Raw genomic sequence first — 19,808 nt, 5'->3', positions numbered from 1 at the left:
TCGCCGCGAGGATATTCCGATGTCTCTGTTTTTTATCAAACGCCCGAACTTCGCCTGGGTGGTAGCGCTGTTCATTTCTCTGGCCGGTCTGCTGGTCATTCCGATGCTGCCGGTAGCGCAGTACCCCAACGTCGCGCCGCCGCAGATCAAGGTGACGGCGACCTATCCCGGCGCCTCCGCGAAGGTGCTGGTGGACTCGGTCACCAGCGTGATCGAAGAGTCGCTCAACGGTGCGAAGAACCTGCTGTATTTCGAGTCGACCAACAACTCCAACGGTATCGCCGAAATTGCAGTGACGTTCCAGCCGGGCACAGATCCGCAGCTCGCTCAGGTTGATGTGCAAAACCGCTTGAAAAAAGCCGAAGCGCGGATGCCGCAAGCCGTGCTGACCCAAGGTCTGGAGGTGGAGCAAACCAGTGCCGGTTTCCTGCTGATCTATGCGCTGAACTATAAGGAAGGCACCCAGCACAGTGACACCACCGCATTGGGCGACTACGCCGCGCGCAATATCAACAACGAGCTACGCCGGGTTCCGGGCGTCGGCAAGCTGCAGTTCTTCTCCTCTGAAGCGGCGATGCGCGTCTGGCTCGACCCGCAGAAACTGGTGGGCTACGGGCTATCCATCGACGACGTCAGCGCGGCCATCCGTGGCCAGAACGTGCAAGTGCCGGCTGGCAGCTTCGGCAGTACGCCGACCAGCAGCCAGCAGGAACTGACCGCCACCCTGGCGGTGAAAGGTACGCTGGATAATCCGGAAGAATTCTCTCGTATTGTCCTGCGTGCCAACGAGGACGGTTCGACGGTCAAACTGGGCGACGTCGCCCGCGTGGAAATCGGTCAGGAAAGTTACAACTTCAACTCGCGCCTGAATGGCAGACCCGCCGTGGCAGCGGCGATCCAGTTGTCGCCGGGCGCCAACGCGATCCAGACCGCAACTGCGGTCAAGCAGCGCCTGGCCGAACTGTCGGCCTACTTCCCGGATGACGTGGAATATTCCGTTCCTTACGACACCTCGCGTTTCGTTGATGTCGCGATCGAGAAGGTTATTCATACCCTGATCGAAGCGATGGTCCTGGTATTCCTAGTGATGTTCCTGTTCCTCCAGAACATCCGCTACACCTTGATTCCGTCGATCGTGGTACCGGTGTGTCTGCTGGGCACGCTGCTGATGATGTACGTGCTGGGCTTCTCGGTGAACATGATGACCATGTTCGGCATGGTGCTCGCCATCGGCATTCTGGTGGACGACGCCATTGTCGTGGTGGAGAACGTCGAACGGATCATGGCCGAGGAGGGGTTGTCGCCGGTCGACGCCACGGTGAAAGCGATGGGGCAGGTATCGGGCGCGATCATCGGTATCACCCTGGTGCTTTCGGCGGTGTTCATGCCGCTGGCATTCATGTCCGGCTCGGTCGGTGTGATCTACCAGCAATTCTCGGTATCGCTGGCGGTGTCGATTCTGTTCTCCGGGTTCCTCGCGCTGACGTTCACCCCGGCGCTATGCGCCACGCTGCTCAAGCCGATTCCACAAGGGCACCATGAAAAGCGCGGCTTCTTCGGCGCCTTCAACCGTGGCTTTGCCAAGCTCACCGATCGCTATTCAGTCCTGAACAACGGGCTGGTGGCGCGTTCCGGCCGGATGATGTTGGTGTACCTGGGCATTATCGCCATGCTCGGTTACTTCTACCTGCGCCTGCCGGAATCGTTTGTGCCGGTGGAGGACCAGGGCTACATGATCGTCGACGTCCAGCTGCCGCCGGGCGCGACCCGTACCCGTACCGAATCGACTGGCGAACAACTGGAGCGTTACCTGGCTACCCGTGACGCGGTTCAGTCGACGTTCCTGGTGTCCGGCTTCAGCTTCTCCGGGATGGGCGATAACGCAGCGCTGGCATTCCCGGTGTTCAAGGACTGGTCGGAGCGTGGCGAAGATCAATCGGCCATGGCAGAAGTCAATGCGCTGAACGAGCAATTTGCCGTGGCCAACGACGGTGCGGTGATGGCCGTGCCACCGCCGCCGATTGACGGTCTGGGCAACTCCGGTGGTTTCGCCCTACGCCTGCAGGATCGTGCCGGCCTGGGTCGGGAAGCGTTGCTCGCTGCTCGTGATCAGGTGCTTGGTCAGGCCAACGGCAACCCGAAAATTCTCTATGCGATGATGGAAGGTCTGGCGGAGTCGCCGCAATTGCGCGTAGTGATCGACCGTGACAAGGCGCGCACCCTGGGGGTGAGTTTTGAATCGATCAGCAGTGCGTTGTCTGCCGCTTTCGGTTCGGAGGTGATCAACGACTTCACCAATGCCGGCCGCCAGCAGCGCGTGGTGGTGCAGGCCGAGCAGGGCGACCGGATGACTCCGGAAAGCGTGCTCAAACTGTACGTACACAACAGCGCGGGCGATCTGGTGCCGCTCAGCGCTTTCGTCACCACGCATTGGGAGGAAGGTCCGGTGCAGGTAGTGCGCTACAACGGTTATCCGTCGGTGCGCATCGTCGGTGATGCCGGGCCGGGCTACAGCACCGGTGAAGCCATGGCAGAAATGGAGCGTATCGCCGCGCAGTTGCCGGCCGGTTTCAGCTACGAGTGGACCGGTTTGTCCTACCAGGAGAAGGTCTCCAGTGGTCAGGCCACGCAACTGTTTGCGCTGGCCATTCTGGTGGTGTTCCTGCTGCTGGTGGCGCTGTACGAGAGCTGGGCGATTCCGTTGACCGTGATGCTGATTGTGCCGATCGGCGCCATCGGTGCGGTACTCGCGGTGATGGTCGCCGGCATGCCTAACGACGTGTACTTCAAGGTCGGTTTGATCACCATCATCGGTCTGGCGGCGAAGAACGCGATTCTGATCGTCGAGTTCGCCAAGGAACTCTGGGAGAAAGGTTACAGCCTGCGTGACGCCGCGATCGAGGCCGCACGGCTGCGCTTCCGGCCAATCGTGATGACCTCCATGGCCTTCATTCTCGGCGTGGTGCCGCTAGCACTGGCGACCGGGGCAGGGGCTGCAAGTCAGCGGGCAATCGGTACCGGGGTGATCGGCGGCATGCTCAGCGCGACACTGCTGGGTGTGTTGTTTGTACCGATCTGTTTTGTGTGGGTGCTGTCGATGTTGCGCAGTAAACCGGCTCCCATTGAACAACCCGCTTTGGCTCAGGAGTGACACATGCGTATTTCAGGATTTTCTACGCTGGTGATCGCCATGTTGTTGGCCGGTTGCTCGTTGGCGCCGACCTATGAGCGGCCCATCGCACCGATTGCGGACAACTGGGCGGGCGAGTCGTTGAAACAGGGCGCTCCGATCAACCAGTTGGCGTGGCAGTCGTTCATCGTCGATCCCGACCTGCGCCGTCTGGTGGGTGTTGCGCTGGCTAACAACCGCTCGTTGCGCCAGACCCTTTTGGACATCGAGCAGGCCCGGGCGCAGTACCGCATTCAGCGAGCCGATCGGGTTCCGGGGCTGAACGCAAGCGCGTCCGGCAATCGCCAGCGCTTACCGTCGGACCTGGCCAGTGACGGCCGGGCAGGGGTGGCCAGCCAGTATCAGGTCGGTCTGTCGCTGCCCGAATACGAGCTGGATCTGTTTGGCCGGGTAAAAAGCCTCAGTGACTCTGCGCTGCAGGAATACCTTGCCACCGAAGAAGCAGCCCGCGCCGCGCAGATCGCGCTGATCGCCGAAGTCAGCCAGGCCTATCTGGTTCACGACGGCGCCCAGCGTCGGCTGGAGTTGACCCAACAAACCCTGAGCAGCCGCGAATACTCGTTCGCGCTGATCAGTCAGCGCCGCTCCAGCGGCACGGCGACAGCGCTGGATTATCAGGAAGCTCTGGGGCTAGTGGAACAGGCGCGGGCCGAACAGGAACGCAATCTGCGCGAGAAGCAGCAGGCGTTCAACGCGCTGGTTTTGCTGCTGGGCACAAAGGACGCGGGCAAGGTGATTCCCGAGCGGCTGACGACGCAGCCGATGCTGGTGCAAGACATCGCTGCGGACACCACGTCGACGCTGATCGAGCGCCGGCCGGACATTCTTGCGGCCGAGCATCGACTGCAAGCGCGCAATGCCGATATCGGCGCGGCACGGGCGGCGTTCTTTCCGCGTATCAGCCTGACCGGCAGCTTTGGTACTTCCAGCGCGCAGATGTCCGGTCTGTTCGACGGCGGTTCGCGCTCCTGGAGTTTCGTACCGAACCTTTCGCTGCCGTTGTTCGATGCTGGTCGCAACAGTGCCGGGCTGAGTCTGGCCGAAGCCCGCAAGGATTCAGCTGTGGCGGCCTACGAAGGCACGATTCAGACGGCGTTCCGCGAGGTCGCCGATGCATTGGCTGCCACCGACACCTTGCGCCGGGAGGAGGCCGCGCGCCGCGCGCTGGCCAATACCAGCACTGAAACCCTGAGTCTGGCCAAGGCCCGATATGAAGGCGGTATCGACAGCCACCTGCGTTATCTCGATGCGCAGCGCACCAGTTTCGTCAATGAAACAACGTTTATCGAGGTCAGCACGCAACGCCAGATTGCTCTGGTCGATCTGTTCCGTTCGCTGGGCGGAGGTTGGTCCACGCCGACAACCGTTAGATAACGCCTGACAAGAGCTCCTTTGGTTGGCGCATCCAACCGCCTTTGCCCCGCAGACCGAAAGGTCTCGGGGCTTTTTTTTCCAGGAAAACCGAGTAAGGCTTACAACGCACTCGCTGCGCCGGCCGCGCCATGCAGGAACATCTGTTCCAGCACATTGGCCGAGTTGGCACTGGCCGCGCGCCCACGGCGCTCGGCATCAACCATGCCGAAAATCATGGTCAGGAACAGCTCCGTGAAAACCGCGGCGGTGACATCGATACGAAACGCGCCCAGTTGCTGGCCACGCAGAAAAAAAGCATCCAGAGCGTCAGCATAAGTCTGCCAGCGGTCGCCCTCACCATTGACCGCAAACGTGTCGGGGCGGTACTGAAAGAGCAGGAAAACCAGCATTTCCCGATGCGCGAGATGCTCGTTGATCAAACTGCGCAACGCCTGTACCGGCTCGCCGTGCAACAGGTCGGTGGTGGTGGTGATCTGGTTCAGCACCGTCTCACCGTGGCTTTCCATCATCTGCACCAGGTTGTCACGGGTGCCGCAAAAACGATGCAGCGTAGCCTTGCTGACGCCAGCCGCTTCAGCCAGTTCCTTGAGTGTCGCCCGAGGGCGATCCACGATGGCCAAGGCCAGCGCCTTGATAAGTCGTTCGTCTTGAGGAGTCAGGGTCATCAGTCGGTCTCGAATCGAGTTTCAATCCGCCGAATTGTGCAGGAAAAGCTCATTACTGCAACGAAAACCACCGAAATAGAGCAAATGACTTCATCTGAGACAGTTTTTGTTCATCACGGGATCGGCGTTGCGCACCGTTCGAATGTCATGAATTGTAAGAAGCCTGCGCGATCTGATCCCCATGCGGCGCCTGGGCAAGGATCGACTCAGTGACTGGCCACCAACAAGGCCAGCGCAGTGCAAGCAGTTTCGGTTTCGGCTCGCAATCGATCCAGATCACCGTGGGCCGACCAGGCAATGGTCAGCCCGTCTACCAGTTGAATCAGCAAGCGGCTGGACGCCTTTAAAAACGCTTCGCTCAACTCAGTTCCCATGGCTCGCTGCAGCGCCTGCTCGGTGGCTTCAATGGCCACCGAGTAAATCTTGCTGGCCATTTGCGGGTCATTGCGCATTGCCCAGAAGAACAACTCGGTCTGCGCCCTGGCCGCATCCGGATGATCGATGAACCAAGTGATCAATTGCCGCAGAACTTCGGCTGCCGTCGCCGCAGCAGTGGCCCCGGCCGGTACCTGTTCCAGCGCTTGCGGTGGCAGGCTGAACAGCGATTCGTAGACCGCATAAAACAGGTCGTTCTTGGTATGGAACACGTAATGCAACGAAGCTAACGGACAGCCGGCTTGCGCCGCAATACGGCGGGTCGTGGCATTGGCTACGCCATGCTCGGCGATCACTCTGATCGTTGCCTCGACGAAATCCTGCCGGCGTAATTCAGCGCCCATTCTGGCCATGGTTCAGCAATCTCCTTTATTCCTGGCGCCCTATAACGACAAGGGCGATGTCGACGCTTGCGGATCCTACAGCAACAAATCACCAGGCGTCATGAATGGAAAGGGGACATGAAACGGCTGCACCAATAATGGTAACAACTGTTTCGTTATTTCCCGAATCGGTGCGTTTCGGCGAAACAAACGGAAACATCCTCCGGCAGTTTTATCGCGCTGTATACCCCGCGATCGCGCAATCGATTGATAAGAAACGACTAATTCCCGCTCTGTGGATCTTGGCACCGGGCTTGCTTTGATTACTCGACTTGGTCATTTGATCAAGTCAGTTGATTAGGTTAGCGCAGGCAACGGGTTGCCACCGTAAAGACCACCCCGTTGCTGATCAAGGCCCACGAGGATCCCTCCCATGAACACAGTGATTGAGCGCCCCCATAACAATTTTTCTATTGGCGTCGTAATCCGGCATCTGGTCGCGGCCGTCGCGGCCTCGGCGTTTTTCTGTACGGCACAGGCAGCAGATAAGGATCCAGCATTACTCGGCACCAAACTGACTCCGCTGGGAGGCGAGGCGGCGGCCAGTGCCGACGGGGTGATTCCCGCGTGGACAGCACCCGGTCCTCAAGGTGGCAGTTGGACCCATGGCCAAGTGCGCGGCAAGCAATGGACGTTCAAGGATGACAAGCCGCTGTTCAGCATCGACTCGGGCAACGTCGATAAATACGCCAGCAAGCTTTCACCGGGCCAGGTAGAAATGTTCAAGAAGATTCCCGGCTACCGGATGGACGTGTACCCGACACGACGCAGCTGTGGCGTGCCGGATTTCGTCGCGCAGAACACGAAGAAGAACGTCGGTTTCGCCAAGCTCGACGGCGACGGCCTGGCGTTGCAGGAAGCCTATGTTCCAGGCATTCCGTTTCCATTTCCAGCCTCGGGTGCCGAAGTGATGTGGAACATGAAAATGCGCTATCGCGGCGTTGGCTTCGATATGTCGAAAACCGTTTCCGGAATTTCGCCACGCAAGGGCAGTGAAGACTGGCTGCGCACCTCCACCGACTGGTTCATGTACACACCATGGGGCGTGAAGGGCAGCGCGCTGTTCTCGTCATTCGATCGCCTGGAAGTCGCCACCTACTTCAGCTACACCGACCCCGCCGCGCTTGCCGGACAAGCCGGGGTGGTCACCACCAAGGCCGGCGAGCAAGCCACCACGTTCTATTACTTCCCGGGCCAGCGCCGCGTGCGGCGCATGCCGGCGTATTCCTACGACGCACCGCAAATCGGCCTGGACAATCAATACACCATCGATGAATCCAACGTGTTCTTCGGCCCCATGGACCGCTTCGACTGGAAGCTGCTGGGCAAGCAGGAAATGCTTGTGCCCTACAACTCGTTCGGGGCCTACGACAACTCGGCGAAGATCGAGGAGGTGGCCAAGCGCGACTTCATCGCTCCCGAATCGCGTCGCTATGAGCTGCACCGCGTGTGGGTGGTCGAAGCGACCGTCCGCCAAGGCATGCGCCATCAGGCACCGAAGCGTCTGTTCTACATCGACGAAGACAGCTGGAACGCGCTGATGGCGGTGGACTACGACAAGCAGGGGCAAATCTGGAAGGTCCGCGAGGGTTACACGATCCCGGTGTACGAGACCGGCACCTGCGACATGGAAGCCCAGGCGCAATACAACCTGGTTGATGGTCGCTACCTGTACGACATGACCTCCATTGGCACCGGCAAGAACGACCATCGCTGGCTGACCGACGGGGCGAGCAATCCGCGCCTGAAACGCGACTTCTACACCTCCGACAACCTGCGCGCCAACAGCGAACGCTGATAGCGGCTTTCGGGAACAGACATGAAAAAAATAATCAGTAGAACCTCAGGTCTTGTCATCGCGTGTGCAACCCCATTTGCCATGGCGTTCACCTTTGAAACCGAAAACATTCGCGGCTCTTTCGACTCCACCATCGCCGTGGGCATGGGACTGCGCACCGAATCGCGCGGCTGCAACCTTATCACCAGCGGCCCCGGCGGGCACAATCCACCCAGCGGCTGTCTGGCGCCCAGCGCAGGTGTTGGTGACCAGGGCGACTTGAACTACGACCGGGGCGACCTGTTCACCAACTACATAAAAGGCATCCATGAACTGGTGCTGAAGTTTCCCGAAGACTACACGTTCATGGCGCGCGGTAGCTGGATTCGGGACTTTGCCGCGACCGACACCAGCGGTGCGCTATCGGCTAACCGGCCTGAAGGTGTCGGTAGCGACGGCCTCACCAGTGGCGCCCGAGACGATCTGGAGTTCAAGGCGCGTCTGCTGGATCTGTGGGTGAGCAAGAGTTTCGATGTCGGTGACCAACGTGTTCGCGCTCGCCTGGGTAATCAGGTGATCAACTGGGGCGAGAGTCTGTTCGCTGCTGGCGGCATCAACAACACCAACGCTTACGATGTCATGGCATTGTCGCGTCCCGGTACCCAGCTCAAGGAAGCCTTGCTGCCGGCCCCGATGTTGAGCCTGGCGTCGGGGCTTGGTGCCGGGGTGAATATCGAGGCGTATTGGCAGTTCAATTGGAACAAAAGTGAATTGCCCCCGGTAGGGAGCTATTGGTCCACCACCCACGCGCTGGGTGAGGGCAGGGGTACCTACGGGTACGATGAAAAAGAGGCGCGCAACAGCGGCCAATGGGGCGTGTCACTGCGCTGGCAGCCTGACAACACCGATCTCAACCTGGGTCTGTACGTGATGCGTTATCACGACAAACTGCCGTCACTGAGCGTGCAGGTGGATCCGCAAACCTTCGCCGCGGCGCCGACCTGGGAATATCCGGAAGACCGCATGATGTACGGCATCAGCGCCAATATGCCGGTCGGCGACTGGGCACTGGGCACCGAGTTGTCCTATCGTCCCAAGGATGCGGTACCGCTCAACCCGGTCATCGACGCTTGCGCCGCCAACGGTGGCAAATGCTGGAAAGACGCAAAGAAACTGCAATGGCACCTGACCGGCATCTACAGCATGACGCCGTCCAACTCGCCGACCTTGCTCGAATTCACCGGTGCCAGCACCGGTACCTTGTTGAGCGAACTGGTGGTCGTGAAATACCCCGGTCTGCATAACGACTACGCCGGGGAACCCATCGCCGCCGGCCTTAATACCTGGCAACTGGACCCGGCCATCGCGCCGAGCGCCAAGGGTAACAAAACCTCCTCTGGCATCAGCCTCGATTTGAGCCTGACCTATGACAACACGCTCGTTCCTGGCTGGCAGGTCACGCCGGGAGTGTTCTACTCGCGCTCGATCAACGGACGCACCCCGAACCTGTCGGCCACCTTCACCGAAGACGCCAGCAGCATGAACCTCTACCTCAACTTCGTGCGCAATCCGGCGAGCTGGCAAATCTCGGCCAACTACGCAAAGTTCATGGGCGGCAAGACCCCTTACGATCAACTGCTGCGTGATCGCGATTACGTTGGCCTTGTGGTTTCCCGAACCCTGTGAGGCGCGCCGTGAACAGTTCCCTGAACCTTAAGCAAAGCACTTCGCGCGGCGTGTTACCGCGCATCGAACAATGGCTGTTCTCGCATCGCATGCTGACGTTGGCGAGCCTGGCGCTGTTCACCTTGGGCATGGCTTGGTTTGCCGTGCAGTTGCGCATGGAAGCCGGGTTTGAAAAGCAGTTGCCCATCGGCCATGAATACATCGAGACCTTTGAGACCTATCGCAATGACTTGCTCGGCGCGAATCGGTTGACGGTGGTGGTCAAGGCTCGCCAAGGGACGATCTGGAGCCAGGCAGGGCTCAACCGTCTGTATGACGTCACCCAGGCGCTGATCTTTCTGCCCAACGTGTCGCGCAGCAGCGTGCGTTCGTTGTGGACGCCCAACGCGTTCGTCAATGAAATCACCGAAGAGGGCTTTCGTGCCGACCCGCTGGTACCAGGGACGGTAACGCCGGAAAGTCTCGATGATACGAGCATAGCCATGATCGCCAACTCGACGGCGCAGGGTGGTTTTATCGGAACGCTGGTGGCTCGCGACCAAAGCAGCGCGATGATCACGGTCGACCTCAACGAGTTCGATACTAACGGCCAGCGCCTGGACTATGTGGCTTACAACCAGGTCCTGGAGCAGCAGATTCGCGGTCAGTTCGAGGACATGGATTTCGAGATCCAGATCATCGGCTTCGCCAAGCAGATCGGGGACATTGCCGTGGGCGCTTCGGCGGTTTTCGAGTTCTGTCTGCTGGCCTTGTTGCTGACAGCGGCTGCGGTGTTCTGGTACTGCCATTCGCTGCGTTTCACCTTGCTGGCGGTGGGTTGCTCGCTGGTTTCGCTGATCTGGCAGTTCGGCGCTTTGCGTCTGCTCGGCTATGGCCTCGATCCGTTGGCGGTGCTGGTACCGTTTCTGGTGTTTGCCATAGGGGTATCCCATGGCGTGCAGCAGATCAACTTCATCATTCGCGAGATCGCCTGCGGCAAGTCGGTGGAGGGCGCGGCGCGTGCCAGTTTCAGTGGGTTGCTGATTCCCGGCACACTGGCGTTGGTCACCGCATTCGTATCGTTCGTGACGTTGCTGTTGATCCCGATACCCATGGTGCGGGAACTGGCAATCACCGCTTCACTCGGGGTGGCGTTCAAGATCGTCACCAATCTGGTGATGCTGCCCGTGCTGGCCTCGATGCTCAGGGTGCATGACGGTTACGCCGCAGCCGAGGAAGTTTCTCGCCAGCGCCGTGTCCGTTGGTTACACGGTCTCGCCCGTTTGAGCGAATGGCACAACGTGCGCTGGGTGCTGGGTATGGCCGTGCTGATCTTTGTCACGGCGGCGTGGCAAAGCCATGATCGAGTCGTCGGTTCTTTACAGGCCGGAGCCCCGGAACTGCGCGAGGATGCGCGCTTCAATCGGGATGCGCTGTCGATCGCCAGCAATTACGACATTGGTCTGGACTGGCTCAGTGTGGTCTTCGAGGTCAAGGTCGATGGCGGTGCGAACGACTGCGAGAACGTCGCTCTCGGCCAATATCAGGACCGTTTTGTCTGGGCCATGCAAGGTGTGCCTGGTGTGGTCTCGGTGACCTCGTTTTCCAACAGCCTGCGCCAGTTCAACGAGGGCTATAACGAGGGCAACCCGAAAATGAACGCGGTGCCCATCGACCCGACCAACTACTCGTCGATGGCCGCCGAGGTGGCTCGCGTGCCCGGCATGATGCGGCCTGATTGCAGTATGACCGCGGTGCATTTGTTTCTCGCCGATCACAAGGCAACCACCATTCACCGGGTGATCACCGCGGCCAAGGCTTTCCGCAGCCAGTTCACTCAGCCCGGGGTGAGTGTACGTCTGGCGTCCGGTAACGCCGGCGTGATCGCGGCGATCAACGAAGAAGTGGAACGCAGCGAGTTGCCGATGATGCTTTACGTCTACGGCGCTATCGCGCTGCTGGTGTTTGTCGTCTACCGCGATTGGCGCGCAGTGCTGGTCTGCTGCCTGCCGCTGACTCTGGGGACCTTCATCGGCTACTGGTTCATGAAGGAGCTGCAGATCGGCCTGACCATCGCCACCTTACCGGTCATGGTGCTGGCGGTCGGCATCGGCGTGGATTACGCGTTCTACATCTATAACCGTTTGCAGCTGCATCAGGCGCTCGGGCAACCGATCACCAAAGCCGTGGAGCATGCATTGCTGGAGGTCGGCGTCGCCACGATTTTTACTGCGATCACCCTGGCGGCGGGCGTCGCCACCTGGGCGTTTTCCGATCTGAAGTTTCAGGCAGACATGGGCAAGCTGTTGGCCTTCATGTTTCTGGTCAACATGATCATGGCTATGACCGTTCTCCCAGCCTTCGCAGTATGGCTGGAGCGGACATTCCCGCGACGGCGCCCAGTGCGCCTGATCGGCTCACTGGTGCATTGAGGAGACAGCCATGCGAAACCTGATGCCTTTACTGGTTCTGATGTTGCCGGCGTTATTGCAGGCTTCGTCCTTGTCGGCTGTACCGGCTACACAAACGGCCAGCGCCAATGCCGCGAAGCTGTTGAGCGTTGCCCGGGCCGGGGAGCGAACCGTTGCCGTCGGCGATCACGGCGTGGTGCTGTTGTCGGATGATCACGGTGGGCATTTCCGTCAAGCGACATCCGTGCCGTTGGCCACCCCTCTGACGGGGGTGTCCTTCGTCGATGCCCGTCAGGGTTGGGCCGTTGGTCACTGGGGGGCGATTCTGGCCACTACTGACGGCGGCGATACCTGGCAGGTGCAGCGCCTTTCCAGTGCAGAAGATCGGCCACTGTTTGCCGTGCACTTTTTCAATCCGCAGCAAGGGGTGGCGGTGGGGCTGTGGTCGCTGGTGCTGACCACCGATGACGGCGGCAAGCACTGGACCGAGCAGCGACTCGAAGCTCCGCCGGGTTCGAAGCGGGCCGACCTAAACCTAATGGGGCTGTTTGCCGATGGGGAAGGGTGCTTGTACGCCACCGCCGAACGCGGCCAGTTATTGCGCTCAGACGATCAGGGCAAGCACTGGCGCTATGTGGATACCGGTTACAGCGGCACGCTGTGGACGGGGGCGGTGCTGGGCGACGGCTCGCTGCTGGTGGGCGGGCAACGCGGCACGTTGCTGCACGGCTCCGCCGACGGCGCACGTTGGCAGCGCGTGTCGCTGCAAAGCAAGAGCTCGGTCACCGCCATCGATGTTTCCGGGCAAACAGTCATCGCCGTAGGTCTGGACGGTTTGATCGTGCGCAGCGACGACGGTGGCCAAAGTTTCCATGAACAACCCAGCGGCGACGGGGTTTCGCTCACGGCGACACTGCTGAACGGGGATGGCTCGCCGATCGTCTTTTCCCGTAGAGGCGTCGTTTCTCGGCACTGATACCGGCGGTATGTCGGGAGTCGAACGCCATGCTCGTTTCCCGACACGTCGGCGCGATTTTTTCTCAAACGAACTGCTGATTTCCGGCCGAATTTCCATGCCTGAATGAGTTTTTATAGGTGCAAAATAATAAACATAACGAATGTTGCGTTAATTAATTTTGCTTGTTAGAGTCGATGGCAAATAACAAGACGCAGCACGCTGCAAGCGCAGCGGCTGCCACTCTCGATGGAGGTACTTTGATGATCTCGCTCAAGTCGACACTCACCCTGCCAGCCGCTGGACTCACCGGTTTCGAAACCCCGCTGACGGAAGAGGAGGCTGCGATTCAGGCCTCCGTGCACCGCTTCGCCAAAGAAGTGTTGCGACCATTGGGTCGCGAGCTGGACCGCATGACCGCCGAAGAGGTGGTTGCCCCTGGCTCGCCTTACTACTCGCTGTTTGCCGAGTTCGCCAAGCTCGGCCTCGACCCGGCGCTGTTGGCACAGTTGCCGCCGGACATGGCGGTGCGAATCGAATCGCTGATCGGTGAAGAACTCGGCTGGGGCGACGCCGGGCTGGCGATCTCTTTGGGCTGCGCCGGTTTCCCTCTGCAAATGGCCGTTGCCGCCGGCAATGCCGAACTGGTCGAACTCTGCCAGGGCCGGATCGGCTGCTGGATGGCCACCCAACCCGACCGTGGCAGCGACAACCAGATCTTCGACATGGCGCGAGACTGGCCAGCGGGCAAGCTCGGCAATATCGGCAACCTGACCGCCAAAGTGGTTGGCGATGAAGTCATCCTCAACGGCCAGAGCTCGGCGTGGGTCTCCAACGGCGTCATTGCCCAAGTGGCACTGGGCTTGATCTGCGCCGATTACGGTGACGGTTTTTACGATGAGAACGGCCGGCCGCACGGGATTGCGCTGATTATTCCGCTTGATCTGAAGGGCGTGTCCAAAGGCAAGCCGCTGGACAAAATCGGGCAGCGATCCTTGCCTCAAGGCGAAATCTACTTCGACAGCGTACGAGTGCCTCGGCGCTTTGCTATCGCCGAGCGCGACAACTACTACGGCGCCGTCAGTTCTTCCTGGTCGTTCGCTGGCACCCACATGGGCCAGGTGTTTACCGGTGTCGCACGAGCCGCCTTCGAAATGGCCCTGCAGTACTGCCATGAGCGCCGCCAGGGCGGGCACCCATTGATCGACCACCAGATGACCCGTCTGCGCCTGGGTGACATGTTGCGTCGGGTCGAAACGGCCCGTGCGGTCGCCCGACGTTCGCTGAGCTTCGCGCGCCTGTCGCCGCAAACCCATCCGTACGCCACCGCCTCCGCCAAAGTCACGGTGACCGAAGAGGCGATGGCCGTTGTGCAGGAAGCTTTCCGCCTGTTCGGTGGCAATGGCACCACCCGTGAATACCCGATCGAAAAACTCTTGCGTGACACCCAGTCGTCATTGATCGAGGACGGCGAAAACCGGGTCCTGACCATGCGCCTGGGGCTGCTCGCCCAGCAGCTGTACGCCGAAGGCTGGGCTAACAACTGATTCTGAATGCACCCGACATCACTCATCCAACAATAACAAATGAGGTAAATCCCGATGGCCAAATATCCTGTCGTTGTCTATGGCGCCAGTGGTTACACCGGCATGCTGATCATGGACTGGTTGATCGACCAGCACATCCCGTTCACCGCCGTCGCTCGCAACGCCGCCCGTGCTCAGGAAATGATGGCACAACGCGTCGTCGGCCTGGAGTCGGCCACTTACGAAATCATTGAATGCGCCCACGAGGTCGACGCGCTGGTCTCGGTTTTCAAAGGTGCGCGCGTGGTGTGCAACACGGTCGGCCCGTTCATCAATTTTGGCCTGACTGCCGTAGAAGCGGCCTTGAAAGCTGGCTGCCATTATCTGGATCCAGCCGGAGAGCAGGCGCACATTCGAGCCTTGCGTGATCAGTTCGGCGAGCTGTATCGCCAGGCCGGGCTGCTGCTGTCGCCATCGCTGGCGTACATGTACACCTACGCCGAGATCGCCGCCGAATTGGCCCTGGAAACACCGGGCGTCGATTCGCTGGAAACCGCGACACTGACCCGCGGCCCACGCACCGGTGCCGCTGGGGTGACTGTCGGTTCAACGGCGACCATTTTCGAGGGCGTCCGTTACCCCGGCGCCTACCTGTGGGAGAAGGAACTGGTGCCTTATGCGCCGAACACAAGCTTCAACGTGGTTTGTCCTGATCTGCTGGAAGCTGTGTTCTGCCTGCCTTGGGGCGGCACTTCACTACCGGTATTTTACGAAGAGGATGGCCGGGTACGCAGTTGCATGTCCTGTGTCGGCTTCTACGACAACCCGGTGATGAAAATGGTCCACGGCCTGGGTGAGAAGTGGGAAGCCGAATACAAGCACCTGCCCAAAGAACAGCAGGACGCGGTGATCCAGAGCCTCGTGCAATCGACCACCCCGAGCATGCCACCGCGTGAACGCAGCACTCTGCAACGCACCGTTGACTTCGCAATCGGTCGTGGTCAACTGACGGCCGTGCGTGCCACCGTGCATGGCATCACGCCTTACATCGCCACCGGGGCCTTGCACGCCGCAGCCGTGGTCAAACTGTTGAATAACGACACCGCCAGAACCGGTTTCGCCTCGGCCTCGAAAGCCTTCGGTCATCGCTATCTGCTGGGCTTCCTCGAGCAGCGTGGCCTGGCCCGCGCAACCGTTACTCAACTGTGAAGTGAATAACATGGCGATTATTGATTTCTTCGACCGTGGCTGGCGGATCAATCCGCACGGCGCGGCGTACATCCAGGACGATCGGGTGTTCACCTTCACCGAAGTCCGCAACCTGTCTAGCCGGATCGCCAACGCGCTGTTAGCCGCCGACCTGCCCGGCGGCACCAAGGGCGCAGTCTGGTCGGCCAACGATGCGGTGGCCTGGACCTGCACCCTGGGGCTCTGGCGCGCCAACCTGTGCTGGATTCCCATCGGCGCACGCAACAGCGCCGAAGAGAACCGTCACGTGCTCGATGCCTTCGACTGCGAGGTGCTGTTTTTTCAACGAGAGTTCGCGCCGATCGTCGACGCGTTGCGTTCGAGCCTGCCGAAAATCCGGTTGTGGATCTGCATTGACGAGCACTTGCCCGGGGCGCCGTCGCTAAAGTCCTGGATCGCGGATCAGCCGGCCACGGCACCGAAGGTCGAGTATCAACTCGATGATGTCGTGGCGCTCTCGCCAACCGGCGGCACCACGGGGCTGCCGAAAGGGGTGATGAACACTCATCGCAGCATCCAAACGTTCTGCGCGCACTTTATGATCAATTTCCCATATGCCGATGAGCATCCGCCGGTCAACCTGGCGGCGGCGCCGATGACGCATACCGCCGGCACGCTGTCCCTGCCGTGCACCTCGCGCGGAGGCACCGTGGTGATCATTACTAAGCCGGATCCTGCACTGATGCTGGCAATGATTCCGAAATACAAGGTCACCGAGACCTTTCTACCGCCGACGGTTATCTATCGACTGCTGGATGTTCCGGATCTGGCGCAGAAGGTCGATTTCAGCTCGTTGAAGTATTTCCTGTACGGCGCGGCACCGATGTCGGTGGACAAGCTCAAGCAAGCCATCGAGACCTTTGGCCCGGTAATGGCCGGCGGTTACGGTCAGACGGAAGCGCCGGCCTCGATTTCCAACCTGCCGCCCGCCGAACATTTGCACGGTGGACGTCTTGCAACGGACGAGCGTTTGTCATCGGTAGGCCGTCCTAATCCGCTGGTTCGGGTGGAAATTCTCAGCGACGCCGGAGACATTCTCGGCCAGGGCCAAACCGGAGAAATCTGTGTGCGCGGCGATCTGGTGATGAAGGGCTACTACAAGGATCCGCAGAAAACCGCAGAAACCATCGTCGATGGCTGGCTGCACACCGGCGACATCGGCCATTTCGATGTGCACGGCTACCTGCACATTACCGACCGCAAGAAAGACATGATCATCTCCGGCGGATTTAACGTTTATCCCAGTGAAGTCGAGCAAGTGCTGTGGAGTCATCCGGCGGTGCAGGACTGCGCCGTCATCGGTGTGCCAGATGAGCAATGGGGCGAGGGCGTGAAGGCCGTGGTCGAGTTGAGCGCCGGGCATACCGTCACTGCTGAGGAGTTGATCGAGCTGTGCAAGACCCGGCTCGGTTCGGTCAAGTCGCCGAAAACCGTGGATTTCATTGATGCATTGCCACGCAGCCCGGTCGGCAAAGTACTGAAAAAAGATCTGCGTGCCCATTACTGGCAAAACGTTGAGCGGCGTATCTGAGGGAAATGATCTGATGGAACCTATTTACATCGCCGGCATTGCCATGACCGAGTTCGGTCGCCACTTGGACCGAAGCCTTCAGGATCTGGCGCTGGAGGCCTTGCAAGGCGCACTCGCCGATTCCGGTGCCCTGCGCGCCGATATCGGTGCGGTGTTCTACGCCGGGATCACCAACGGTCATCTGCAAGGGCAACTGTCGATTCCCGGGCAGGTGCTGTGCAGCAAGATCGGCCTCGAAGGGGTGCCGGTGTACAACGTCGAAAACGCCTGCGCCTCGGGCAGTACCGCGGTTCATCTGGCAGTGCAGAGCTTGCGCTCGGGGGCTACCGACGTAGCCCTGGCGTTGGGCGCGGAGAAAATGAACGTGCCGGACAAGGCGCGGGCGCTGGCCCTGTTCGAAACCGGCTGGGACGTTTCCACCGCCGAGGAAAACTACGCGACGCTGGTGAAAATGGGCGAGGGCATCGTGGTGCCGCCGGGCTCGGAATCCGATCGTCCATACAGCAAGTTCATGGCCATCTATGCCGCCATGTGTCGCTGGCACATGAAGACCTACGGCACCACTCAGCGACAGATTGCAGCGGTGTGCGCCAAGAATCATCAACACTCGGTGCACAACCCGTATTCGCAATTTCGCAAGACCTTCACCATCGAAGAAGTGCTCGCCGCGCCGCCGATCACTTATCCGATCACGCTGCCGATGTGTGCGCCGTTATCCGACGGCGCGGCCGCCGCGATTCTCTGTACCGAGGCGGGATTGAAACGCATTGGTGCCGACCCGAAACGTTGTGTGCGGATCGCCGCCAGCGTGATCCGCAGCTTCACCCTGCGTGGGCTCGACGAGCCGCACAAGCACGTCAGCCTGTTGGCAGCGCGTGAAGCCTACGAAATCGCCGGCCTTGGCCCGCAGGACATGCACGTGGCCGAAGTGCACGACGCCTCGGCCATGGGCGAAATCATCCAGGCGGAAAACCTCGGGCTTGCGCCGCTGGGGGAGGGTGGGGTGTGTGCCGAACGCGGCGATTTCACCCTGGGTGGTCGCCTGCCGATCAATCCCTCTGGCGGCCTGGAATCCAAGGGCCATCCGCTGGGTGCGACAGGGATCGGTCAGTTGTACGAGCTGACCACCCAGTTGCGCGGGGAGGCCGGTGCACGCCAGGTACCCGGTGCGCGGCATGCCATCCAGGAAAACGGTGGCGGTCTGCAAGGTGTAGAGGAAGCAGCCGTCGCTATTCACATCCTGAGTCGATAGGAGCACATCACATGTCCATGACCTACCAATCACGAGAGCTGGAAAGCCACTTCGCCGGCGGGCATTTCCGTCGGCTGGGTGGCTGGGTCGAAACTCCGGCTGATCTGCAACCCGAGCTTGAGGGCGATGTCAGCGCGGACGTCATCGTGATCGGTGGCGGTTTCGCCGGGCTGTCCACCGCCCTGGAACTGACGGCGTTGGGGGCCAAGGTTGTGGTGCTGGAGCAGGCGTTTGCCGGTTTCGGCGCCAGCGGGCGGAATGCCGGCTATCTGGGCGGCAGCGTCGGCATTGAGTTCGAGTTATTCTTGAAACGTGTTGGCAAGGAAAAAGCGCAAAAAATCGTCAAATTCTATGACGAAGCTGTCGCCTACGTCGAAGGTCGCTTACGCGAATTGGAGATCGACTGCGACTACAACGCATCGGGCATCATCAGGGCGGGCATCCATCCGTCGCAGGAGAAAAGGCTGCGCAAAAGCATGGCCGTGGGCCACGAATTGGGTTCGCAAACCGAGTTTCTGGATCAGGCACAAATGCGCGCGCGGGGGATTCCACCGGCCTTTCTGTTTGGCTGCCTGCAACGCCACGGCGGTACGCTGGACCCTGGCAAATATGTGATGGGCCTGCGCCGCGCTGCACTTCAGGCGGGAGTGAGGCTGTATGAAAACACCAAGCTTGAGTCGTACTCCGACGGGTCGACGATCACCTGCCGGACGCCACGCGGGCAGGCGAGCGCGCCGATAGTGGTGCTGGCCACCAATGCCTATACGCCGCAACTCGGTCTTCTGCGCGACAAAGTCGTTCCATTTCGAGTGTCGGCGGTCGAAACCGAGCCATTGACACCACAGCAGTTGGCATCGCTGGGCTGGGCAGGGCGGGAAGGGTTGACCACGCCGCACCTGGTGATGGAAAGCCATCGCCTGACCGCACGCAATACGCTGCTGATGACCACTAAACGGCTGGGTTATGCCTACGGCTCGAAAACCCCGAACATTCCCGATGAGGTGACCTACCGCGCGTTGCAAGACAACCTTGGCGTGCGTTTCCCGACGTTACGCGGTGTCGGCATTCAAGCGTGCTGGAGTGGTTACGTCAGCATGGCCTACGACGCGTTGCCGGTGGTGGGCGAAACCGGGTCGCACCACAACATTCTCTATACCGCGGGTTGCTCCGGACACGGCGTCGCATCGCAGTCGCTGATCGGTCACCTGCTGGCGGAAAGAATCGGCGGTATCGAGCATCCGCTGCTCGCCGCGTTGCGGCATAAAACCCCGAAAACCCTGCCCGAACCGCTGCAGTGGTGCGCCGTGAATGTGGCGCTGGGAGGGGCACATCTGCTGGACGAATACACCAACCGCAAAGTTGCGCGCCCTCATGCCTGACGGCTGAGGCTTATAGA

At 60.4% G+C, this 19,808-nt stretch carries 13 protein-coding genes; 11 read left to right on the top strand and 2 right to left on the bottom strand.

What is annotated here, in order from left to right; genetic code table 11:
- Window positions 1-19 precede the first annotated feature (19 nt).
- On the top strand, window positions 20-3,151 hold the full coding sequence (locus tag BT204_RS09835; protein WP_054918955.1) for an efflux RND transporter permease subunit: 3,132 nt from the start codon (window positions 20-22) through the stop codon (window positions 3,149-3,151).
- Window positions 3,152-3,154: 3 nt separating this feature from the next.
- Complete coding sequence (locus BT204_RS09830; RefSeq protein WP_072446641.1) at window positions 3,155-4,564, top strand: efflux transporter outer membrane subunit; 1,410 nt, start codon at window positions 3,155-3,157, stop codon at window positions 4,562-4,564.
- Window positions 4,565-4,662: 98 nt separating this feature from the next.
- Here BT204_RS09830 and BT204_RS09825 read toward each other — a convergent pair whose 3' ends face one another.
- Together BT204_RS09825 and BT204_RS09820 are read right to left on the bottom strand one after the other, a co-directional pair.
- Window positions 4,663-5,229, bottom strand: coding sequence for a TetR/AcrR family transcriptional regulator (locus tag BT204_RS09825; RefSeq protein WP_044273809.1), 567 nt, complete (start codon window positions 5,227-5,229; stop codon window positions 4,663-4,665).
- A gap of 206 nt (window positions 5,230-5,435) precedes the next feature.
- Window positions 5,436-6,017, bottom strand: a complete 582-nt coding sequence (locus tag BT204_RS09820; RefSeq protein ID WP_169918920.1) for a TetR/AcrR family transcriptional regulator — start codon at window positions 6,015-6,017, stop codon at window positions 5,436-5,438.
- 403 nt (window positions 6,018-6,420) lie between these two features.
- Between BT204_RS09820 and BT204_RS09815 the strand changes: the two genes are divergently transcribed.
- From BT204_RS09815 to BT204_RS09775, 9 genes are all read left to right on the top strand, one after another.
- On the top strand, window positions 6,421-7,845 hold the full coding sequence (locus tag BT204_RS09815) for a DUF1329 domain-containing protein (protein ID WP_054896431.1): 1,425 nt from the start codon (window positions 6,421-6,423) through the stop codon (window positions 7,843-7,845).
- Between the two features lie 21 nt (window positions 7,846-7,866).
- Window positions 7,867-9,510, top strand: a complete 1,644-nt coding sequence (locus BT204_RS09810) for a DUF1302 domain-containing protein (protein WP_054896432.1) — start codon at window positions 7,867-7,869, stop codon at window positions 9,508-9,510.
- A gap of 8 nt (window positions 9,511-9,518) precedes the next feature.
- Entirely contained in the window at window positions 9,519-11,921 is a 2,403-nt protein-coding gene (locus tag BT204_RS09805; RefSeq protein WP_054918963.1) for an efflux RND transporter permease subunit, read from the top strand.
- A 10-nt stretch (window positions 11,922-11,931) separates the two neighbouring features.
- A complete protein-coding gene (locus tag BT204_RS09800) occupies window positions 11,932-12,876 on the top strand; it encodes a WD40/YVTN/BNR-like repeat-containing protein (RefSeq protein WP_054896434.1) in 945 nt (314 codons plus the stop codon).
- A 242-nt stretch (window positions 12,877-13,118) separates the two neighbouring features.
- Window positions 13,119-14,402, top strand: coding sequence for an acyl-CoA dehydrogenase family protein (locus tag BT204_RS09795; protein ID WP_054896435.1), 1,284 nt, complete (start codon window positions 13,119-13,121; stop codon window positions 14,400-14,402).
- Window positions 14,403-14,456: 54 nt separating this feature from the next.
- The gene (locus BT204_RS09790; RefSeq protein ID WP_054896436.1) at window positions 14,457-15,590 is read left to right on the top strand and encodes a saccharopine dehydrogenase family protein; all 1,134 of its coding nucleotides are present in this window, start codon (window positions 14,457-14,459) and stop codon (window positions 15,588-15,590) included.
- Window positions 15,591-15,600: 10 nt separating this feature from the next.
- A complete protein-coding gene (locus BT204_RS09785) occupies window positions 15,601-17,160 on the top strand; it encodes an AMP-binding protein (protein ID WP_054896437.1) in 1,560 nt (519 codons plus the stop codon).
- Window positions 17,161-17,173: 13 nt separating this feature from the next.
- The gene (locus tag BT204_RS09780) at window positions 17,174-18,412 is read left to right on the top strand and encodes a thiolase family protein (RefSeq protein ID WP_054896438.1); all 1,239 of its coding nucleotides are present in this window, start codon (window positions 17,174-17,176) and stop codon (window positions 18,410-18,412) included.
- An 11-nt stretch (window positions 18,413-18,423) separates the two neighbouring features.
- Window positions 18,424-19,791: an NAD(P)/FAD-dependent oxidoreductase gene (locus tag BT204_RS09775; protein ID WP_054896439.1), complete on the top strand. Its 1,368-nt coding sequence runs from the start codon at window positions 18,424-18,426 to the stop codon at window positions 19,789-19,791.
- Window positions 19,792-19,808 lie beyond the last annotated feature (17 nt).

The organism is Pseudomonas sp. NFPP02 (assembly GCF_900119355.1).
GTDB lineage: Bacteria > Pseudomonadota > Gammaproteobacteria > Pseudomonadales > Pseudomonadaceae > Aquipseudomonas > Aquipseudomonas paracarnis.
Note: the sequence above shows the minus strand (reverse complement) of the source record. Positions and strands in the feature narration are given on the sequence as shown.

What these genes read in the sequence shown, in the direction of transcription:
- BT204_RS09835 (WP_054918955.1), top strand. Translation starts at nt 20, where the DNA reads ATGTCTCTGTTTTTTATCAAACGCCCGAACTTCGCCTGGGTGGTAGCG.
- BT204_RS09830 (WP_072446641.1), top strand. Translation starts at nt 3,155, where the DNA reads ATGCGTATTTCAGGATTTTCTACGCTGGTGATCGCCATGTTGTTGGCC.
- BT204_RS09825 (WP_044273809.1), bottom strand. Translation starts at nt 5,229, where the DNA reads ATGACCCTGACTCCTCAAGACGAACGACTTATCAAGGCGCTGGCCTTG.
- BT204_RS09820 (WP_169918920.1), bottom strand. Translation starts at nt 6,017, where the DNA reads ATGGCCAGAATGGGCGCTGAATTACGCCGGCAGGATTTCGTCGAGGCA.
- BT204_RS09815 (WP_054896431.1), top strand. Translation starts at nt 6,421, where the DNA reads ATGAACACAGTGATTGAGCGCCCCCATAACAATTTTTCTATTGGCGTC.
- BT204_RS09810 (WP_054896432.1), top strand. Translation starts at nt 7,867, where the DNA reads ATGAAAAAAATAATCAGTAGAACCTCAGGTCTTGTCATCGCGTGTGCA.
- BT204_RS09800 (WP_054896434.1), top strand. Translation starts at nt 11,932, where the DNA reads ATGCGAAACCTGATGCCTTTACTGGTTCTGATGTTGCCGGCGTTATTG.
- BT204_RS09795 (WP_054896435.1), top strand. Translation starts at nt 13,119, where the DNA reads ATGATCTCGCTCAAGTCGACACTCACCCTGCCAGCCGCTGGACTCACC.
- BT204_RS09790 (WP_054896436.1), top strand. Translation starts at nt 14,457, where the DNA reads ATGGCCAAATATCCTGTCGTTGTCTATGGCGCCAGTGGTTACACCGGC.
- BT204_RS09785 (WP_054896437.1), top strand. Translation starts at nt 15,601, where the DNA reads ATGGCGATTATTGATTTCTTCGACCGTGGCTGGCGGATCAATCCGCAC.
- BT204_RS09780 (WP_054896438.1), top strand. Translation starts at nt 17,174, where the DNA reads ATGGAACCTATTTACATCGCCGGCATTGCCATGACCGAGTTCGGTCGC.
- BT204_RS09775 (WP_054896439.1), top strand. Translation starts at nt 18,424, where the DNA reads ATGTCCATGACCTACCAATCACGAGAGCTGGAAAGCCACTTCGCCGGC.